At 73.2% G+C, this 17,881-nt stretch carries 15 protein-coding genes; 12 read left to right on the forward strand and 3 right to left on the reverse strand.

The genetic code is table 11. The features are described from left to right. The 5 genes from FHP29_RS10750 (at position 1) to FHP29_RS10765 (ending at position 5,414) form a co-directional block, all read left to right on the forward strand. Positions 1-2,055: an LTA synthase family protein gene (locus FHP29_RS10750; RefSeq protein WP_139622860.1), complete on the forward strand. Its 2,055-nt coding sequence runs from the start codon at positions 1-3 to the stop codon at positions 2,053-2,055. A gap of 151 nt (positions 2,056-2,206) precedes the next feature. Further along, entirely contained in the window at positions 2,207-2,761 is a 555-nt protein-coding gene (locus FHP29_RS10755) for an exosortase/archaeosortase family protein (RefSeq protein ID WP_139622861.1), read from the forward strand. Continuing rightward, on the forward strand, positions 2,758-2,913 hold the full coding sequence (locus tag FHP29_RS21670) for a hypothetical protein (RefSeq protein ID WP_158296539.1): 156 nt from the start codon (positions 2,758-2,760) through the stop codon (positions 2,911-2,913). Before FHP29_RS10755 ends, FHP29_RS21670 begins: the two co-directional genes overlap by 4 nt. Next, complete coding sequence (locus FHP29_RS10760; RefSeq protein WP_205014017.1) at positions 2,913-4,529, forward strand: glycosyltransferase; 1,617 nt, start codon at positions 2,913-2,915, stop codon at positions 4,527-4,529. Before FHP29_RS21670 ends, FHP29_RS10760 begins: the two co-directional genes overlap by 1 nt. Before the next feature lie 162 nt (positions 4,530-4,691). Continuing rightward, positions 4,692-5,414, forward strand: coding sequence for an AfsR/SARP family transcriptional regulator (locus FHP29_RS10765; protein ID WP_139622863.1), 723 nt, complete (start codon positions 4,692-4,694; stop codon positions 5,412-5,414). A 31-nt stretch (positions 5,415-5,445) separates the two neighbouring features. Here the strand turns inward: FHP29_RS10765 and FHP29_RS10770 are convergent, their stop codons facing one another. Continuing rightward, complete coding sequence (locus tag FHP29_RS10770; RefSeq protein WP_139622864.1) at positions 5,446-8,784, reverse strand: ATP-binding protein; 3,339 nt, start codon at positions 8,782-8,784, stop codon at positions 5,446-5,448. 114 nt (positions 8,785-8,898) lie between these two features. On the opposite strand from FHP29_RS10770, the gene FHP29_RS10775 reads away from it, so the two are divergent. Then, complete coding sequence (locus tag FHP29_RS10775; protein WP_139622865.1) at positions 8,899-10,068, forward strand: esterase/lipase family protein; 1,170 nt, start codon at positions 8,899-8,901, stop codon at positions 10,066-10,068. A 57-nt stretch (positions 10,069-10,125) separates the two neighbouring features. Beyond that, the gene (locus tag FHP29_RS10780; protein WP_158296540.1) at positions 10,126-10,629 is read left to right on the forward strand and encodes an SRPBCC family protein; all 504 of its coding nucleotides are present in this window, start codon (positions 10,126-10,128) and stop codon (positions 10,627-10,629) included. Here FHP29_RS10780 and FHP29_RS10785 read toward each other — a convergent pair. Then, entirely contained in the window at positions 10,607-11,533 is a 927-nt protein-coding gene (locus FHP29_RS10785; protein ID WP_158296541.1) for a CPBP family intramembrane glutamic endopeptidase, read from the reverse strand. The genes FHP29_RS10780 and FHP29_RS10785 overlap by 23 nt on opposite strands. 128 nt (positions 11,534-11,661) lie before the next feature. On the opposite strand from FHP29_RS10785, the gene FHP29_RS10790 reads away from it, so the two are divergent. Beyond that, positions 11,662-12,828, forward strand: coding sequence for a sensor histidine kinase (locus tag FHP29_RS10790; RefSeq protein ID WP_139622868.1), 1,167 nt, complete (start codon positions 11,662-11,664; stop codon positions 12,826-12,828). Beyond that, positions 12,822-13,475 (forward strand): response regulator, encoded by a 654-nt coding sequence (locus FHP29_RS10795; RefSeq protein WP_139622869.1) that lies wholly within the window; start codon positions 12,822-12,824, stop codon positions 13,473-13,475. The genes FHP29_RS10790 and FHP29_RS10795 overlap by 7 nt, the downstream gene beginning before the upstream one ends. On the opposite strand, the gene FHP29_RS10800 is transcribed toward FHP29_RS10795, so the two are convergent. Beyond that, positions 13,456-14,880, reverse strand: a complete 1,425-nt coding sequence (locus FHP29_RS10800; protein ID WP_139622870.1) for an outer membrane protein assembly factor BamB family protein — start codon at positions 14,878-14,880, stop codon at positions 13,456-13,458. The genes FHP29_RS10795 and FHP29_RS10800 overlap by 20 nt on opposite strands. Before the next feature lie 203 nt (positions 14,881-15,083). On the opposite strand from FHP29_RS10800, the gene FHP29_RS10805 reads away from it, so the two are divergent. The 3 genes from FHP29_RS10805 (at position 15,084) to clpX (ending at position 17,715) form a co-directional block, all read left to right on the forward strand. After that, positions 15,084-15,689 carry an ATP-dependent Clp protease proteolytic subunit gene (locus FHP29_RS10805; RefSeq protein ID WP_420813408.1) on the forward strand — a complete coding sequence of 202 codons (606 nt, stop codon included), beginning with the start codon at positions 15,084-15,086 and terminating at the stop codon, positions 15,687-15,689. An 11-nt stretch (positions 15,690-15,700) separates the two neighbouring features. Then, on the forward strand, positions 15,701-16,306 hold the full coding sequence (locus FHP29_RS10810; protein ID WP_139622871.1) for an ATP-dependent Clp protease proteolytic subunit: 606 nt from the start codon (positions 15,701-15,703) through the stop codon (positions 16,304-16,306). A 122-nt stretch (positions 16,307-16,428) separates the two neighbouring features. After that, positions 16,429-17,715 (forward strand): ATP-dependent Clp protease ATP-binding subunit ClpX, encoded by a 1,287-nt coding sequence (gene clpX, locus FHP29_RS10815; protein WP_139622872.1) that lies wholly within the window; start codon positions 16,429-16,431, stop codon positions 17,713-17,715. Positions 17,716-17,881 lie beyond the last annotated feature (166 nt).

Genomic DNA, 17,881 nt, shown 5'->3' on the forward strand with positions numbered 1-17,881 from the left:
ATGTCCAGCAGGAAGTCCCAGGCGCAGCGGGCCCAGCGCGCGACCCGCGCCGCCCAGTACCGGGCCGCCGCCCAGCGCGCCGCGCAGGAGGCGGCCGTCGTGCTGGCACGGGAGGCCGTCGGTGCCCCGGCGGGGCCGGCGGGCGGCGGATCCCCGGCGCCGGGTCCTCGACGGCGTCCGAGCGCCGCCGGAGCCGCCGGAGCCGCCGCCGGGCGGGTCCTCCCCACGCCGGCGGTCGTCGTCCTCGTCCTCCTGGTGGTGAAGCTCGAGGTGTTCCGCCTGGTCGTGTGGGGCGCTCCGCAACCCGCGATGCTGGTCGCGGACGTGGCCGCCGCCGCGGTGCTCGTGGGGCTCGTCGGACTCGTCGCGCCCTCCCGGTGGGCGGGGGTCGCGGCGTTCTGGGCGGTCAACCTCGCCGTGACGGCGCTCATCGTGTGCTCGCTCGTGTACGCCGGCTGGTTCCGGACCCTTCCGACCTGGTCCGCGCTGGGGGCGGCGGACCAGGCCGGCGAGGTGGCGGGCAGCATCACCGAGATCTTCCAGCCGTGGTATCTCGCGCTGGTGGCCGACTTCCTGCTCGCCCCCGTGGTCCGGATGGTGCTCCGGCGTCGCGGCTTCGCGCGGCGCCCGGCGGATCGGTGGCGGGACCGCTCGCGGCGCTTCGGGGCGGTCCTCGCCGTCGGCGTGGTCGTGTCGGCGGTGCTCGTGCACGGTCAGGCCGGGGTCCGCAACCAGGACTACGTGGCCGAGTCGCTCGGGCTGCTGTCCTACGAGGCGTGGGCCCTGACGCGCGGCGTCACGGCGACGTCCCGCCACGTCGACCTCGACACCGTCTACGGCCGGGTCACGGCGTTGAAGGAGCGGCACAACGGCCCGATCCCGGCGCCCGACGCCGCGGCGCACTTCGGCGAGGCGAGGGACATGAACCTCGTCGTCGTCCAGCTCGAGGCCCTGCAGAACGTGGTCGTCGGCCTGTCGGTCGACGGCCAGCAGGTCACCCCGAACCTCGACCGACTGATCGAGGAGAGCTACTACTTCAGCCGCCACTTCCAGCAGATCGGCAAGGGCAACACCGCCGACGCGGAGTTCATGAGCAACACGTCGCTCTACCCCGTCGGCGACGTCGCGACCTCCGAGGCGTACGGCGACCGCGCCCTGCCGAGCCTCCCGAAGCTGCTGAAGGCCCGCGGCTACGCGGCCGAGACGTTCCACGTCAACACCGCGTCGTTCTGGGACCGCGACCAGCTCTACCCCGCCCTCGGCTTCGACCGGTGGCACCAGCGCGAGGAGTTCGTGAACGACCACTTCAACCAGTGGGGCGGATCCGACGAGTCGCTCTACGCCACGGGACTCGACCGGCTGACCGAGCTCGCCGCGGCCGGGCGGCCGTTCTACGCCCAGTTCGTCACGGCCTCGGGGCACCACCCGTTCGTCGTACCGGAGGACGAGGTGGGACTCGTGCTGCCCGCCGCCCTCGAGGGGTCCCCGACGGGCAGGTACCTCCAGGCGCAGAACTACGCCGACCGGGCTCTCGGAACCTTCATCGACGGCCTCGAGGAGCGTGGCCTCCGGGACGACACGATGCTCGTGGCCTATGGCGACCACTTCGGTCTCTCCGCCCCCGGGACGGTCGAGGCGATGACCGCCCTCGGCGCCGACTACACCTGGAACGACCGGTTCAACGTGCCCCTGGTGGTGCACGTGCCGGGGCAGACGCCCGCGGAGATCGACCGCGTCGGCGGGCAGGTCGACATCATGCCGACGATCGCCAACCTGATGGGCATCGGCCTCGACGACGAGCGGTTCGTCTACTTCGGCAGCGACCTGCTCAACACCGATGCGCACACCTTCGGCGAGCGGGGCTACCAGCCGGAGGGGACCTTCCTCAACGACGACGTCTGGTTCGTCCCCGGGCGTGGCTTCGAGGACGGCGCGGCCGTGGACCTCGACGACATGAGCCCGGTCGACGCCGGGCCCTACCGCGCCGACTACGACTACGTCATCGACCTGATGGACCTCTCCGACGCCTATCTGGCGTCGCTCCCGGAGCGGTGAGCCGTGATGTCACGGCGGGGGCACCGCTCACGTGACCGCGCCGTGACGGCCCGCCGGCGCGTGCTCAGCACCATGGAGCAACCGGCGGGCGACGGCTCCCAGCCCCCGGCGATCGACTCCGCTCCCGGGCGCCACCACGCGAGGAGGCGACATGGCTGAGGTGGCTCCGGCCGCTCCCCGGGGCACGGGTGTCGGTCAGCTGGCGGCCCGCGGCGCCGCCGCGGTCCCGTTCGCCGCGGTGGCCGCCTCGGCGACCGTCGGGACGACTGCCTACCGGGTCCGGGAGGCGCAGGCCTCCCACTGGCTTCTCGCGCGGCTCACCGACGACGCGCTGCCGTTCTTCGCGAACGCGCCGACGCTCTACGTCCGGCTGCCCGACGACGGTCCGCTCGGCCTGGTGATCACCGCGGCCTGCACGTCGTCGTACGTCACGGCCGGTGCCGCGGCCGTCACGGCCCTGCTCCTGCTGTTCAGCCGGCTGTCCGTCGGTCGTCTCCTCGCGGCGGGGACCGTCGTGATCGTGGGATTCGCCCTGATCAACGTGCTGCGCGTCGTCGGCATCGCGCTCGCGACGATCAGGTGGGACGTCGACCCCGGCTACGACGCGGCCCACGAGTGGGGCGGCACGTACGTCACGATGATCGCCGCCAGCGTGGCGGCCGTCGCCTATCTACGGATCGCCGGGTTCCGCCGGGAGCGCGGATGAACAGCTACGGCGTCAGCACCGTCGGGGGACTGACCGCGCTGCCGGCGACCGGGTTCAGCCACGCCGGCTGGATCATCTTCGCGGCATGCTGCCTCCTCACCGGCATCCTGCTGCTGCGGTACGCGATGGTGGAACGGGAACCCGACGCCTGATGGGTGGTCTCGTCAACGCCCTGGCCCTGCTCATCATCTCGGCGGGCGTCGCCTACTTCCTCCTGACCGTCGGGCAGGGGATCAAGCAGCTGAAGCGGGACGGGGCGTCGCTGACCTTCATGACCGAGGTCGGCTTCGGGCGTCCGTTCGAGCCGCTCGACCCGACCCGTGCCGTGCGGCCGGGGAGCTGGCACCTCTACTTCCTCGTCCCCTGCCTGAACGAGGAGAAGGTGATCGGGCAGACGGTCGCGGCGCTGCGCGCCCCGGCCGGCTGGAGCAGCACGGTCGTCGTCGTCGACGACGCCTCGGACGACCGCACCGCCGACGTCGCGGTGCTCGCCGGGCATCGTCAGGTCCACGTCCTGCGACGCACCCTGCCCGACGCGCGCTCGGGCAAGGGCGCCGCCCTCAACGCGGGCTACGCCCACGTCGACGCCGACGTACGGCGGCGCGGCCTGGATCCCGAGCGGGTGCTGGTCGTGGTCATGGACGCCGACGGTCGGCTCTCCGACGGGGCCCTGCACGAGGTGCTCCCGCTCTTCGACGACCCGACGGTCGGCGGTGTCCAGCTGGGCGTGCGGATCCGCAACCGGGACAGCAACCTGCTCGCGCGCTTCCAGGACCACCAGTTCTGGGCGCTGGCGGCGCTCGCGCAGTACGGGCGGGTGGCGACGGGCACGGTCAGTCTCGGCGGGAACGGCCAGTTCTCGCGGCTCACGGCCCTGCGCGAGCTGGGGGAGGAGCCGTGGAAGCCGGCCGCCCTGACCGAGGACCTGGACCTCGCGATCAGCCTCGCCGTCCGAGGGTGGCGGCTGACGACCGCCACCACGGCCGCCGTCGACCAGCAGGGCCTCGAGGAGGTGCGACCGCTGCTCAAGCAGCGCACCCGCTGGTTCCAGGGCCAGATGATGGCCGGTCGCCGCATCCCCGAGGTGCTGCGGTCCAACCGGCTCAGTCACGCGGGGGCGATCGAGATGACGATCTACCTGCTGCTGCCGTGGGTCTTCGACCTGCCCTGGTCGATCCTCTACCACCTGGTCGTCTTCGACCTGGTCTTCAACTGGGACCACCGGTCCGTCCTCACCGGCGACGGCTGGCTGCTCGTCGGGCAGGCGGCCCTCTTCTACGTGCTGGGCTACTGGCCGGCCCTCGTGGCCGCCTGGCTGTCCCACCGGCGCAACCCGGGCTACGGCCGCCGGTTGAACCTGGTGCTCGGCCACTCGTTCGTCGTCACCAACTACCTGTCCTTCGTCGGGACGTGGCGGGCGCTGTACCGCATGGTGCGCGGCCAGGGCGGATGGGTGAAGACGGCGCGAGCGACGGAGGTCTCGCCCGCTGGTGCTCCGACGACGGTCGTGGCCGGCAGCATCGCCCATCTGGCGCCGCGACGCCGGGCGGTCCCCGCCGTGGTCGGCTACGTCGGGCTGCTCAAGCTCGCCGGCAGCGGTCCGCACGACGGCACCCTGCCGGCGCCCTTCTGGCCGGCCCGCGCGCTCGCCACCACCCACGTCCAGCTCCGACGTCGGGACACGTGCCTGCCCGGCCTGGCGGGTGCTCGCGCACCCCCGCCGCGAAGAGGACGTCGTGACGGGGCGCGTCCGACGACGCCGGTGTGACCTTGCGCGCCCCATCAACTCCTTCCTGGCCGTACGCCTGCGCCCGGTGCCTCTCGGGGCACCGGCGCGGGCGCGGGCCGTCCTCGGCCCCCCGAGCCGATGTCACAGCAGCGGTGAGCGCGACGTGACCGCGACCCCGCGACCCGGCCTAGGCTCGCTGGCGTGCTGTTCGACGTCCTGGGCCCGCTGCAGGTGACCGCCCCGGCGGGGCCCGTGCACCTGCCGGCGGGGAAGGCACCTGCCGTCCTCGCCTGGCTGGCCGCCAACGTGGGGGAGCCGGTCAGTCTCGCGAGTGTGGCCGACGCCGTGTGGGGCGACGGCGACGACCTGCCGAAGGCGGCCGGAGCGGTCCGACAGCTGCAACGGCTCCTCGGCGACGTCCTGGAGGTCCACGAGCGGGTCCGCCTGGCCGTCGACAGCGAGGCGGTCGACCTCCACCGCTTCGAACGCCTGGTCGCCGAGGGACGCCACCTGCTCGACCACGACCTCGGCCGGGCCGAGCACTGTCTGGCCGCCGCCCTGCAGCTGTGGCGTGGCGCCCCGTTCCCCGAGCTGGACCGCGCGGTCCCGGTCATCGGCCTGGTCGATCGCCTGCACGAGCTGCACCTGGTGGCGGTGGAGGAGCTCACCGGCATCGCGTTGCGCGGCACGGTCGGCTACCCGCTCGTGGCGCAGCTGCGGGCCGAGGTCATCCTCAACCCGGACCGTCCCCGCCTGCGGCGCCAGCTGAGCATCGCCCTGTACCGCACCGGCCGCCAGGTCGAGGCGCTGCAGACGCTGGAAGAGGCGCGCCAGGAGCTGCCGGACCCGTCGTACGGCGTCCTCCAGGCGGCCCTGCTGCAGCACGCCGCGGAGCTCGACGACGGCGAGTACGGCGAGTGCTGAGCCCCTCCGCACCGACTCGACGCCGCGCGCGTCAGATGCCGGCGTAGGCGTGCGGCGGCGGCCACGACCGGCCGGCCACCGCGACCATCCCGAGCGTCGTGGCGAGCGCCGTGCACTGCGCGTGCGTCTGCTCCGCCTCGGCACGCTTGCCCCGGTGCCACAGCACGGAGGCGAGGGCTCGCAGGGAGTGCACGACGTAGACCGGCGCGCCGACCTCGTGGTGCTCCTCGAGCGCGCCGCGGAGCTGCTCCTCGGCGTCGTCGAGATCCTCGAAGAACGCCGACACCTTGCCGATCTGGTGGCGGACAGAGCCCCAGTACTGGGCGAGGGAGAGGACGACGTGCTCGCCGACGTGGGGTCGGAAGAGCTCCCGCGCGAGCTCGAGTCCGGCCTCGTGCTCGATGGTCGAGCAGGCCTGGAGATATCCCGCGACGGTCGCGTGGAGCTCCTGGCCCGGCACCACGCCCGCCCGGAACTCGTCGTAGAGCCGATCGCACCTCGCCCAGGCGCCGTCGCGGTCACCCGACATGGCCAGCTGCAGCGCGGCGTTGAACCGGATCGTGGGCCGCATCGAGGCCATCGAGGGACGCAGCTCCGCGGCGAGCCGCACCAGCCGTTCGAAGTCGCCGCGCTGGACCGCGACGAACTGACGCTGGCCCATCAGCTGGCCGGCCCGCGTCGTGTGGTCGAGCGGGCTGGCGGCGAGGCTGACGTCCGCCTCGGTGGCGGCGATGAGGCGATCGGCGCGGTCGAACTCACCGCGTGCCATCACCGCCATCGTGCGCCACAGTCGAGACTCCCAGTGCGCCTGGTCCGATCCGCGGAGCGTCCAGGTGTCCCGGGCGTCGTGGAGCGAGCGGCGTCCGGCTGCCACCTCGCTCGCCCACGCGCGCAGGGCGGTCCCGAGCGGGTCGGCGTCGGGGAGGGCGGCCAGCTCGGCGGTGAGGGCGACGGCCTCGGCGACCGGCTCGTAGATCCAGGTGCGCTCGAGGACGCGGGCGTGGACGGCCGGGAACCGGGCCGCGAACCGCTCCCGCAGGCTGTGGGCGCGTGCCGGCTGGTAGAGGTGGAGCAGGGCGAGCGCGTCGATCCCCAGGTCGTGCATGGTGTCCGGCGGGTCCTCGAGGGACAGGGCCAAGGCGATGTCGTCGGCGACCGCCTCGAGCGCCGTCGCGCTGACCCGCTCGTCGAAGTAGGTCTGCAGGATGCCCGTGGAGCCCTCGAGGGCGGTGACCGGGTCGCCGGCCGCCCGGCCGTGCTGGCGCAGGGCGTCGTAGAGCGCGCGTCCCCGGTCCAGGTCCCCGGCGGTCACCGCCGCCCGGCCCGCCGACATGAGCAGCGGGCGGGTCTCGTCGGAGGCGTCGAAGTCCGGGTCCATCGCGATCAGGTCGAGTGCCTGGTCGTAGTAGTTGAGCGCCTCCGTGAACCCCAGTTGCCGGTACGCCGCGTCCCCGGCCCCGCGCAGCGCCGAGACCGCGTCGGCCGTGCCGCAGATCGGCCACCCCCGTCGGCTGTGGTGGGCGAGGAGGTCCGTCTCGACGGCGTCGGGCCTGCGGCGGAGGGCCTGGGCGACCAGCGCGTGCGCGACCGTGCGGCGGCGACTCGGCGTGCGTGCGTAGAGCCGGTCCCGGGCCAGGGCATGGCTGAACGAGGCCCGATGGGAGTCGGCGCGCGGGTCCGTCGGGGCGAGGAGCCCGATCGCGGTCGCCGTCGCCACCGCCTCGGCGACCGCCATGGCGTCCAGCCCCAGGGGCCGATGGGCGAGGGCGCTCGTCAGCACCCGGAGGTCGAAGTCCTTCCCGATCGTCGCGGCGACCTCCATCGCCTCGAGCGCCTCGACCGGGAGGGCGTCGATGTGCTCGTCGAGGGCGTCGTCCAGCGTCCGGCTGGGGGCGACCGTGCCGTCCGGGAGCACGCTCAGGTGGCGCAGGTAGAGCGGGTTGCCGCCGGTCAGCTCGCGCAGCTCGCGGGCCTGGTCGGCGCCGACCCCGAGCAGCTCGGCCACCTCGTGGTCGTCGAGTCCGTCGAGGTGGTGGGTGACCTGGGCGCGTCGGGTCAGCTCCGCGACCGCCCGGGCGACGTCGTCGCTCACCGAGGCCGGCTCGCGCAGGGTCAGCAGGACGGCCAGCGGGGCGAGGGCCCGGCGCACGACGAGCACCCGCAACATCTCCAGCAGCTCGAGGGTGGCCCAGTGGGCGTCCTCGACGACGAGCAGGAGGCCGCCCGCCTCGACGGCCGCCGTCTCGAGCAGCCCGGCGACCGCCGCGGTCAGCGCCGCCTCGTCCCCGCTGTCGCGCGCGGCCAGCACGGCTGCCGGCGACGCGCCGGCGGACTCGCCGAAGCGGGTGAGCAGATGCTCGACGACGGCGTACGGGCGGGTGAGGCGCCGGTCGCACGCGACGCTGACGACCTGGACCGCGTCGTCGCCGGTGCCGAGTCCCTCGGCGAGCCGGTCCACGACCGCGGACTTGCCGATGCCGGCCTCTCCGCTGATCACCGCCAGGGTGGTCTGCGGACCTCGCAGCGCGGCGGTCACCGCCGATGACAGGACGGTCAGGACCTCGGCGCGACCGAGGAGGTCCGCGACGGCAGGTGCCGGGCGTCGTACGACGGTGCTGCTGGCGATGAGGTCGCGCACGGCGCTGAGCTCGGCGCCGGGGTCGACGCCGTGCTCGGCCAGGACGCGTCGGGCGGTGTCGAAGGCGGCGCTGGCCCGGCGGCGATCGCCGACGGCCAGCAGGCACTCGGCCAGCAGCGCCCACGCGTGCTCACGTTGCGGCTCGGCCTCCACGACCGACTCCAGCAGGCGGATCGCGTCGTCGTTGCGGCCGAGCCCGGCCAGCGCCTCGGCCTTGTCCTCGACGCAGCCCAGGCGCAGCTCGCCGAGGCTGGCGAGGACGGCGCGGGCCTGTTGTCCGTCGGTCCAGTCCGCCAGCGGGTCGCCGTGCCACAGCTCGAGGGCGGCGTCGTACCGATCCACGGCCTCGCCGAAGGCGCCGGTCCGCAGGGCCTCGCGACCGGCCGCGATCGCCGTCCGGAACTCCACGAGGTCGACCCTGACGGCGCTCGGATCGAGGCGGTGGCCCTCGGCCGAGGTGACGACCGCGTCCGCGCCGAGCAGTTGACGGCAGCGCCACAGCTCCGTGGAGAGGGCGCGGCGGGTGTTGCCCATGTCGTCGTCGCCGTACAGGGCGTCGAGGAGCTCGTCGGTCCCGAGGGCCCGGTTGCTGAACGCGCCGACGGCGAGGATCGTCAGGAGGCGACGCTGACGCGCCGACCCCGGTGTCGTGCGACCGTCGGGGCCGTCGACTTCGAGCGGACCCAGCGCGGCGATCCTCCGCGCCGCCACCCCGATCTTGACGGCGGTCATCGAGCCTGAGGGTAGTGGGCGGGTGCCCGGCGGTGGGTGGAATCGCCCGACTTCGCACCGTCCGGGTCCGCCATTGAGTGCACGACCGTGCACTCAATCCGCTAGGATCGGCCCATGACCACTGCTCCGACCGTCGTCGACGCCCTGGCCCTGGCCACCGCGGTCGCCGACGACCTGGTCGTGGCGACGGCCCGCGACACCCACCACGCGATCGCCCGGCGCGCGCACGGCCTCGTCCGGCGTGGCGCCGGCCCGGCCGCGGTTCCCGCCGAGGCGCTGCACCGCGGCATCGCCGCGACGGTGTACGGCGCCGTCGGCCTGACCTTCCGCGGAGCCAGCCTCGCGCTCGCGCGCCTCGCGGACGCCGGCGTCGGCCCGGCGCTGGAGGACGGTCCGCGCGGCCGGTTCGTCAACGCCGCGGTCAACGGGCTGATCGGCGACGAGATCCGCCGCGAGCGCCCACGCCTGGCGATCGAGATGGCCGTGCGCCGCGACGGCCGCGACGTGCCGCTCACACCGGCCGGCGTGAACCGGGCCTTCCCGCAGGCCACCGACCGGATCGTGGTGTTCCTGCACGGGTTGTGCGAGAACGAGGACTACTGGCGGCGGCACCGGGACCGGCTCGGCTCGACGTACGGCGAGACGCTGGCCGCCCGCGGCTGGACGCCGGTCCACCTGCGGGCCAACACCGGTCTGCCGCTGCGGGAGAACGGCGTCGTGCTGGCCTCGCTGATGCAGCGCCTGGTCGACGCCTGGCCCACGGAGGTCGCGCGGATCGCCCTGGTCGGGCACTCGCTCGGCGGCCTGATCATGCGCGCCTCGTCGGCGGTCGTCGCCGACGGCGACGCCCCGGCCCCGTGGAGTCGCCTGGTCTCCGACGTGGTCACGCTCGGGACGCCGCACCTCGGCTCGTGGTTCGCCGTCGGCGCGGACCACGCCAGCCGCACCCTCGCCCGTGCCCCCGAGGTCGCCGCGTTCGGCCGGATCATCGACCGCCAGGCACCCGGCATCCACGACCTGATCGAGGGCCTCGCCCACGACGTGCCGCCCCTGCCGCACGCGCGCTACCGCCTGGTGTCGGCCACGCTGACCCGCTCCCCGCGTCATCCCGTGGCGCAGACGATCGGCGACCTGCTCGTCACTCCGCGCTCCGCCGTCGGCCGCGACCGGCGCGGCACCGACCTGTTCCCCGGCGCCGAGGTCCTCCACCTCGGCCGCACCGACCACTTCGGGCTGCTCAACCACCCCGACGTGCACACCGCGCTGGCCCGCTGGCTCGCCTGAGGTCGTCCTCCCGTGGGAGGTGGTGCCGGCGCGCCCGGCGGCTCCATGATGGCCGTCATGACGACCAACGCCGCGCGCGAGCTGCGCGCCGAGGCTGTGATCGAGGCACCCGCGGCGCACGTGTGGGCGCTGCTGACCGACTTCGGCCAGCTGGCCCAGTGGAGCCCGGAGACCGTGCGGATGGTGCCGCTCAAGCCGGGCGGGCTCCGCGTCGGCCAGTGGTATCTCGGCGTCAACCGGCGCAGGGCCGTCGTGTGGCCCACGCGCTCGGTCGTGGCCGAGGTGGTGCCCGGCCGCCGGCTGGTCTGGGACACGCCGTCGAGCGGTGCGCGGTGGATCTGGGAGCTCGAGACCGAACCGGACGGCCCCGGCGGCCCCGGCGGCCCCGCCAGTGCTGCCCGCACCCGCGTCGTGCACCGCCGTCCCGTCCCGCGCGCGCTGAGCCTCGGCAGCCGGATCGTGGCCCCGCTGCTCCTGGGCGGCAACGATGCGCACGCCGACGAGCTCGAGGCCGGCATGGCGACCACGCTCGCCGGGCTCAAGGCCGCCGCCGAGAGGTAGCCCGTCGCCTCGCCTCGTCGGCCCAGCCGCGCACCAGCCAGGCGTAGCCGACGGTGACCGCGAGGGTGCAGGCGAGACCGGCGAGGGTGCCCTCGGTGGCGTCCAGGTCGACCAGCCCGAAGGCGCCGAAGGCGACGATCGCCGCGTTGTTGGCGACGTGGAGGCCGATCGCGGCCTCCAGGCCACCGGTGCGCCAGGTCAGCCAGCCGGCCACGAGGGCGAACGACGTGACGTCGACGAGTCCGAGGCCGTCGTACTCGTGGCCCAGGGTGAACAGCGGCACCGGGAGCACGATCGCGAACGCCGGGTGTCGGAGCCACGCGCCGACGGTCTGCATCAGCAGGCCGCGGAAGACGTACTCCTCCGCGGCAGCCTGCACGGGTACGACGAGCACGGCGACCGCCAGGAGCGGGAGCGTGCGGGCGGTCAGTGTCGCGTCGGGCCAGGTCCCGTCCACGGTGACGAACGCGAGCATCGCCAGGATCACCAGGAGCAGGGCGAGTCCGAGGCAGCGGCCCAGGAGTGCCACGCGCAGCCGGCCCGCCACCGACGACAGGGTGCCCATCGGCCGGGCGCCCGCGAGCCGGACCGCGAGGAGCGCCGCCGGCAGCATCACGGCGATGGCGAGCAGCATGAAGGTGGCGGCCATCGGGTCCGACATCTCCGACGACGCGAGGGCGCGGTCGATGACGTCCTCCTGCCCCGGCGCCGCGAGGCCGATGACGACGAGCGGCACGACCGAGAGCAGCGTGCCGAGGACGAAGAGCGCGGCCGCCACCGTCAGGACGAGGACCGGCCGCCACCAGCGGTGGCGGCCCGAGGACCGGGCCAGCCGGTGGAAGTCCCGGTCGTCGGCGCAGACGGCTCGAGGGCGAGGTCGGGCAGGGGGAGCGATGATGGTCATGGCTCCACGCTCCCGGCGCGGACCCCACGGCCGCATCGGGCACAGGGCCGGACCCGTGCGCCGAAGGGTCGGGTGCGCTCATCCCTTCGGTTGATCCGCGTGTCGGGCCGCCCCTCTAGGCTCACCGCATGATCGGGCAGGCTCGGGGCGGGTACGACGCACCCTTCGTCGCGAGACGGCGCTCCCGCGTGCTGCTGGTCGCGGCCTGTTCCGTGCTGGGCCTGCTCGGGGCCGCGATCACCATCGGCGGCGTCCTCGAGCGGCCGGACCCGCCGTCGGACGACCTGGTCGCGCTGTGGCTGCTGGCCGAGCTCGCGGCCGGGTTCGCCGCGACGTGCCTGCTGGCGGGCTTCCTCGCCGACCGCTCGCTCGCGAAGGGCACGGTGCTCGCCCTGCTGGCCCCCCTCAGCGCCGCGATGCCCGCCGCGTTCGTCGCAGTGGTGCTCCTCGTGTCCCTCCGCTCGTGGCGCGTCGGGGCGGCGGCGGTCACCGCCTTCGTCGTCCCCAGCGCGGCGGCGATCGTCGTCCTCAGCCGGGACCGGGCCGAGATGCTCGGCGTCCTTGCCGGCGCGGTGGTGGTGATGATCCTCGTCGGCCTGGTCGTCGGGGCGCGGCGCACGCTCGCCGAGCAGGCCCACCGCGAGCGGGAGCTCGTCGTCGAGCAGGTCCGCAGCCAGGAGCGCGCCCGGATCGCCGGCGAGATGCACGACACGCTCAGCCACCACCTCAGCCTGATCGCCCTGCACGCGGGCGCCCTCGGGCGCCGCGACGACCTCCCGGCGGACACCGTGCGCTCCAGCAGCCGCCTGGTCGCGGACCTCTCCCGCACCGCGCACGCCGAGCTGCGCGAGGTGCTCGGCGTGCTGCACCGCGACGGACCGCCCTCCGCCGTGCCGCCTGCCGGCGCCGCGCTCCTGCCGCAGCTCGTCGAGCAGCACCTGGCGGCCGGGGCGCAGGTCCGGGCCGAGCTCGACCCGGCCGTGGTCGCCGACCCCGGGGGACGCCTCTCGGAGGCGACGTCCCGACTGGTCCACCGGGTGGTGCGCGAGCTGCTCGCCAATGCGGCACGGCACGCGCCCGGCATGCCCGTCGACCTCACCGTGGCGGGCGGCGAGCGTGTCGCGATCCGCTGCCGCAACCGGGTGGCGGCGCGCGCCGAGCGCACGGTCGCCGGGCCGGGGGCTGCCGGGCTGGGGCTGGAGGGCATCGCCGAGCGGGTCCGCCTGGCCGGTGGTCAGCAGCGCGCGGGCGTCGTCGACGGCGAGTTCGTGGTGGAGGTGTCCGTGCCGTGGTGAGGGTGCTCATCGTCGACGACGAGCCCCTGGTGCGCGCCGGCCTGCGCCTGGTGCTCGACCCCGGGCGTGGGATCGAGATCGTCGGCGAGGCCGGCGACGGGGTGGCCGGACTGAGGGCCGCCCGGGAGCTCGACCCCGACGTGGTCCTCATGGACGTGCGGATGCCGGGTGGCGACGGGATCGAGGCGGTGTCCCGGATCCGCGCCGCCGGACTGCGCTGCCGGATCCTCATGCTGACCGCGTTCGACACCGACGAGTTCGTCCTCGGCGCGCTGCGCGCCGGCGCCGACGGCTTCCTGCTCAAGGCCGAGGACCCCGAGCTCATCGAGCAGGCCGTGCTCGGCGCGGACGACGGGGCCGCGATGATGTCGGCGCCCGTGCTGCGCCGCCTCGTCGCGCTCGCGGCCGAGCCCGTGACCCCGGCCGGCGTGCCGGCCGGCGTCAGCGAGCGGGAGTGGGAGGTGGCGCGGCTGGTCGCTCAGGGCCGCTCGAACGCCGAGATCTCCGCCGCGCTGCACCTGAGCCTGGCCACGGTCAAGACCCACCTCGGCAGCCTCTTCGCCAAGCTCGGCCTCGAGAACCGCGTCCAGCTGGCGATCCTCGTGCTCGAGCGGGAGCCGTCCGGGGTCAGCCGGGGAAGCCCGTGAACCCGGCGAGCGTGCCTGCCCCCACCACCCACACGGCCTCGTCGGACACGTAGGGGCCGCCGGGCGAGATGCCGTCGTCGTAGCCCTCCTTGCCGAGGGCGCTGACGTCGTGGGACCACGCGACCTCGCCGGAGGTCCGGTCGAGCGCCTGCACGACCCACGACTTCGCGTAGTCGGTCGCGACCTGGAGGAACGCGTCGGGCGTCTCGCTCGGCGCGATCTCGGTCCCCGGGCCCGACCAGAGGGTCTTGCCGGTCTCGGCGTCGAGGTAGGTCGTCACCATCGTCCCCTTCTTCGCGTCGAAGCCGGTCACCGCGACCTGGGTGCGGTCGCTCGTCCAGCGCCACCCGGACAGCTCGTCGCCGAGGTCCGGGCGCTCCCAGACGGCCTTGCCGGTCGTGACGTCGTACAGCGTCGAGCCGACGCCGAGGCGGCCCTCGGTGGTGGTGAGGCGGCTGTCCTGGGTGTCCCAGGCCTGGCCGGAGAGCTTCAGCAGGACCTCGTCGCCGAGGAGCACCTCGAGCTTGTCGTCGCCGAATCCGCGGTGCACCGTCCAGGGCCGCTCGAAGAAGCTGCTCTTGCCGAGGTGGGCGCTGCCGAGGACCTTGCCGCTCGCCCGGTCGAGCTCGAACTGGGTGGCGTCGGCCTGGCCGGACGGGGTGTCCTTCCAGGCGGCGACCGACACGTCGTCGCCGCTGAGGTCGAGGGCGGGGGAGCCGGCGCCGTACCCGCGCAGCTCGGCGAGCCCGCCGGGCCCGGTCCACACGTCCTTCAGGCTCGTCGCGTCGAGCGCGGCGACGGCGAACGGCGGGGGATAGGCGGACTCGTCGGTGCCCTCCGGCGTCACGACGAGGTAGAGGACGCCGTCGTCGAGGATCGGCGTGCTGCCCGGGGCCACGCGCACGTCGGCGCCGGCGCCCGAGCCGCCCGTGGCCGCGTCGACCCGGACCAGCGCGTCGCCGCGGGTGCAGTAGAGGGCGGCGTGGTCGGGCGTCCAGCAGCCGCCGTAGCCCTCCTGCTTCCAGAGCACCTTCCCCTCCGCGGAGACGCCGACCAGCAGCGGCGTCACGGGGCGGGCGCCGGGGTCGGCGTCGTCCTGGGCCTGGTCGGTGATCGCGGCGACGAGCACCTCGCCGACCACCACGCCGCCGGGCTGGGGCACCTCGTCGTCGCCGGCAGGAGCCAGGGGGACGAACTTGCCGCCGGGCACCACCGTGTCGGCCCGCAGCTCCCAGGTCGACGCAGGCTCGTGGAGCACCGCCGCGGCGGACCCCGACCCGCCGGTGGAGGGGTCCGACCCCCCGGGTCGGTCCGGGTCGGGCCGGCCGCCGTCGCAGGCGACGAGGCCGAGCCCGGCCACGAGCAGGGCAGCGGCGAGCCGGCCGGTCGGCGAGGCGGGGGACATGGAACCTCCTGGAGGGACTGCTGGAAGACCGGGCCGGTCGTGCTCGGCAGGGTACCGGTGCGGGTACGACGAATCTGCTGTCGGCGAACAGCGGTGTCGAACGCGTGGTTCTGCCTTCCGGTCCGGCTAGTGTCGCTCGCGTGACTCAGAATCTTCCCGGTGGCGCTCACCACTCCGTGCGTGGTCATGAGATGAACCCGCAGATGAATGGGGGAGCGGGGATCAACTTCCTCGACGACAACATCTACAGCCGGCTGCTGCGTGAGCGGATCGTGTTCCTCGGCTCGGAGGTCCGCGACCAGAACGCCAACGCGATCTGCGCCCAGCTCCTCCTGCTCTCGGCCGAGGATCCCGAGGCGGACATCTTCTTGCACATCAACAGCCCGGGCGGCTCGGTCGACGCCGGCATGGCGATCTACGACACCATGAACTACATCCCGAACGACGTCGCGACGGTCGGCATGGGCCTGGCCGCCTCGATGGGGCAGTTCCTGCTGTGCGCAGGCGCCAAGGGCAAGCGCTACGCCCTGCCGCACGCGCGGATCATGATGCACCAGCCGTCCTCGGGCATGGGTGGCTCCGCCTCCGACATCAAGATCCAGGCGCAGCAGTCGCTGCACATCAAGAAGGTGCTCCTCGAGCTCATCTCCGAGCACACCGGCCAGAGCGTCGAGCAGGTCACCGAGGACGCCGACCGCGACCGCTGGTTCACCGCTCAGGAGGCGCTCGAATACGGCCTGGTCGACAAGGTCGTCAAGAGCGCCAAGGAAGCCGTCGACGAGGGTCGCCCGGCCCACAAGAAGGACTGAGGTTCGCAGGCATGAACTACTACATCCCGCAGTGGGAAGAGCGGACCTCCTACGGTTTCCGCCGGATCGATCCCTACGCCAAGCTGTTCGAGGACCGCATCGTCTACCTCGGCACGCCGATCTCCGACGACGTCGCCAACGCGGTGATCGCCCAGCTGCTGTGCCTGCAGTCGATGAACCCCGACCAGGACATCAGCATCTACATCAACAGCCCCGGTGGCTCCTTCACCGCGCTGACCGCGATCTACGACACCATCCAGTTCATCAAGCCGGACGTGCAGACGGTGTGCATCGGCCAGGCCGCCTCGGCCGCCGCGATCCTGCTCGCGGCCGGCGCCAAGGGCAAGCGGCTCGCGCTGCCCAACAGCCGGATCCTGATCCACCAGCCCTACACCGAGGGCACCTTCGGCCAGACCTCGGACATCGAGATCCAGGCCAACGAGATCCTGCGGATGCGCGAGCTGCTCGAGAAGATGATCAGCGACCACTCCGGCAAGTCGGTCGAGGAGGTCAGCCGCGACATCGAGCGCGACAAGATCCTCACCGCCCAGGGCGCCATCGAGTACGGCCTGATCGATTCCGTGCTCGAGTCCCTCAAGACCCCCGCCCTCGTCTGAGCCCGCCGGACTCAGACCAGAGCGAAGAAGACCGATGAGCATCCCGACGTACCCCTCGTGTCACGCTCCCGCCGGAGCGTGGCAGGGGGTACCGTCGGGTAGTTCGACTGTGAGGAGGACCCGTGGCACGCATCGGTGACGGTGGCGACCTGTTGAAGTGCTCGTTCTGCGGAAAGAGCCAGAAGCAGGTCAAGAAGCTCATCGCTGGTCCGGGTGTCTACATCTGCGACGAGTGCATCGACCTGTGCAACGAGATCATCGAGGAGGAGCTCGCCGAGGGCTCCGAGGTCGAGCTCGCTGACCTGCCGAAGCCCAAGGAGATCTTCGAGTTCCTCAACTCCTACGTCATCGGGCAGGAGCAGGCGAAGAAGTCCCTCGCGGTCGCGGTCTACAACCACTACAAGCGGGTCCAGGCCGGCGTGCAGGCCATCGGCGGCGCGTCGGGCAAGCACAGCAAGGACGAGGTCGTCGAGGTGGCGAAGTCCAACATCCTCGTCATCGGCCCGACCGGCTGCGGCAAGACCTATCTCGCGCAGACGCTCGCGCGCATGCTCAACGTCCCGTTCGCGATCGCGGACGCCACGGCGCTGACCGAGGCCGGTTACGTCGGCGAGGACGTCGAGAACATCCTGCTCAAGCTGATCCAGGCCGCCGACTACGACGTCAAGAAGGCCGAGACCGGCATCATCTACATCGACGAGATCGACAAGGTGGCCCGCAAGGCCGAGAACCCGTCGATCACGCGCGACGTCTCCGGCGAGGGCGTGCAGCAGGCCCTGCTGAAGATCATCGAGGGGACCACCGCCTCGGTGCCGCCCCAGGGCGGGCGCAAGCACCCGCACCAGGAGTTCATCCAGATCGACACCACCAACATCCTGTTCGTGGTGGGCGGCGCGTTCGCCGGCCTGGAGCACATCATCGAGCAGCGGGTCGGCAAGAAGTCCCTCGGCTTCACCGCCGAGCCGCGCGGCGAGGCCGAGCGGGCCGCCGAGGACCTGCTGGCCCTGGTCCGCCCCGAGGACCTCACCAAGTTCGGCCTGATCCCCGAGTTCATCGGCCGCCTCCCGTTGATCGCGAGCGTCACCCCGCTCGACCAGGACGCCCTCGTCCAGATCCTCACCGAGCCGCGCAACGCCCTGGTCAAGCAGTACAAGAAGCTCTTCGAGCTCGACGGCGTGGAGCTGGAGTTCACCGACGAGGCCATCGCCGCGATCGCCGACAAGGCCCTCGAGCGCGGCACCGGCGCCCGCGGACTGCGCGCGATCATCGAGGAGGTCCTCCTCCACGTGATGTACGACGTCCCCAGCCGCGGCGACGTCGAGAAGGTCGTCGTCACCCGCGAGACCGTCGACGAGGACGCCGCCCCGACCCTGGTCCTGCGCGAGACCAAGAAGAAGAAGTCCGCCTGACCTCGCAGCGGGCTTGCTCGCGCGCGTGGGGAGATCTGGGCTGGGCGGCTGCGCGATGGGTCGGCTGGGCGACGGTTCACCACGGGATGTAGGCGAACCGTCACTGCTGTAGTGGAACTCCGCTACAGAAGCGCGGGTTGGCCTACATCCCGTGGTGAAACCGCCC

Source organism: Nocardioides albidus, from assembly GCF_006335005.1.
Taxonomy (GTDB): Bacteria; Actinomycetota; Actinomycetes; order Propionibacteriales; family Nocardioidaceae; genus Nocardioides; species Nocardioides albidus.

What these genes read in the sequence shown, in the direction of transcription:
- FHP29_RS10750 (WP_139622860.1), top strand. Translation starts at nt 1, where the DNA reads ATGTCCAGCAGGAAGTCCCAGGCGCAGCGGGCCCAGCGCGCGACCCGC.
- FHP29_RS10755 (WP_139622861.1), top strand. Translation starts at nt 2,207, where the DNA reads ATGGCTGAGGTGGCTCCGGCCGCTCCCCGGGGCACGGGTGTCGGTCAG.
- FHP29_RS21670 (WP_158296539.1), top strand. Translation starts at nt 2,758, where the DNA reads ATGAACAGCTACGGCGTCAGCACCGTCGGGGGACTGACCGCGCTGCCG.
- FHP29_RS10760 (WP_205014017.1), top strand. Translation starts at nt 2,913, where the DNA reads ATGGGTGGTCTCGTCAACGCCCTGGCCCTGCTCATCATCTCGGCGGGC.
- FHP29_RS10770 (WP_139622864.1), bottom strand. Translation starts at nt 8,784, where the DNA reads ATGACCGCCGTCAAGATCGGGGTGGCGGCGCGGAGGATCGCCGCGCTG.
- FHP29_RS10775 (WP_139622865.1), top strand. Translation starts at nt 8,899, where the DNA reads ATGACCACTGCTCCGACCGTCGTCGACGCCCTGGCCCTGGCCACCGCG.
- FHP29_RS10780 (WP_158296540.1), top strand. Translation starts at nt 10,126, where the DNA reads ATGACGACCAACGCCGCGCGCGAGCTGCGCGCCGAGGCTGTGATCGAG.
- FHP29_RS10785 (WP_158296541.1), bottom strand. Translation starts at nt 11,533, where the DNA reads ATGACCATCATCGCTCCCCCTGCCCGACCTCGCCCTCGAGCCGTCTGC.
- FHP29_RS10790 (WP_139622868.1), top strand. Translation starts at nt 11,662, where the DNA reads ATGATCGGGCAGGCTCGGGGCGGGTACGACGCACCCTTCGTCGCGAGA.
- FHP29_RS10800 (WP_139622870.1), bottom strand. Translation starts at nt 14,880, where the DNA reads ATGTCCCCCGCCTCGCCGACCGGCCGGCTCGCCGCTGCCCTGCTCGTG.
- FHP29_RS10805 (WP_420813408.1), top strand. Translation starts at nt 15,084, where the DNA reads ATGAATGGGGGAGCGGGGATCAACTTCCTCGACGACAACATCTACAGC.
- FHP29_RS10810 (WP_139622871.1), top strand. Translation starts at nt 15,701, where the DNA reads ATGAACTACTACATCCCGCAGTGGGAAGAGCGGACCTCCTACGGTTTC.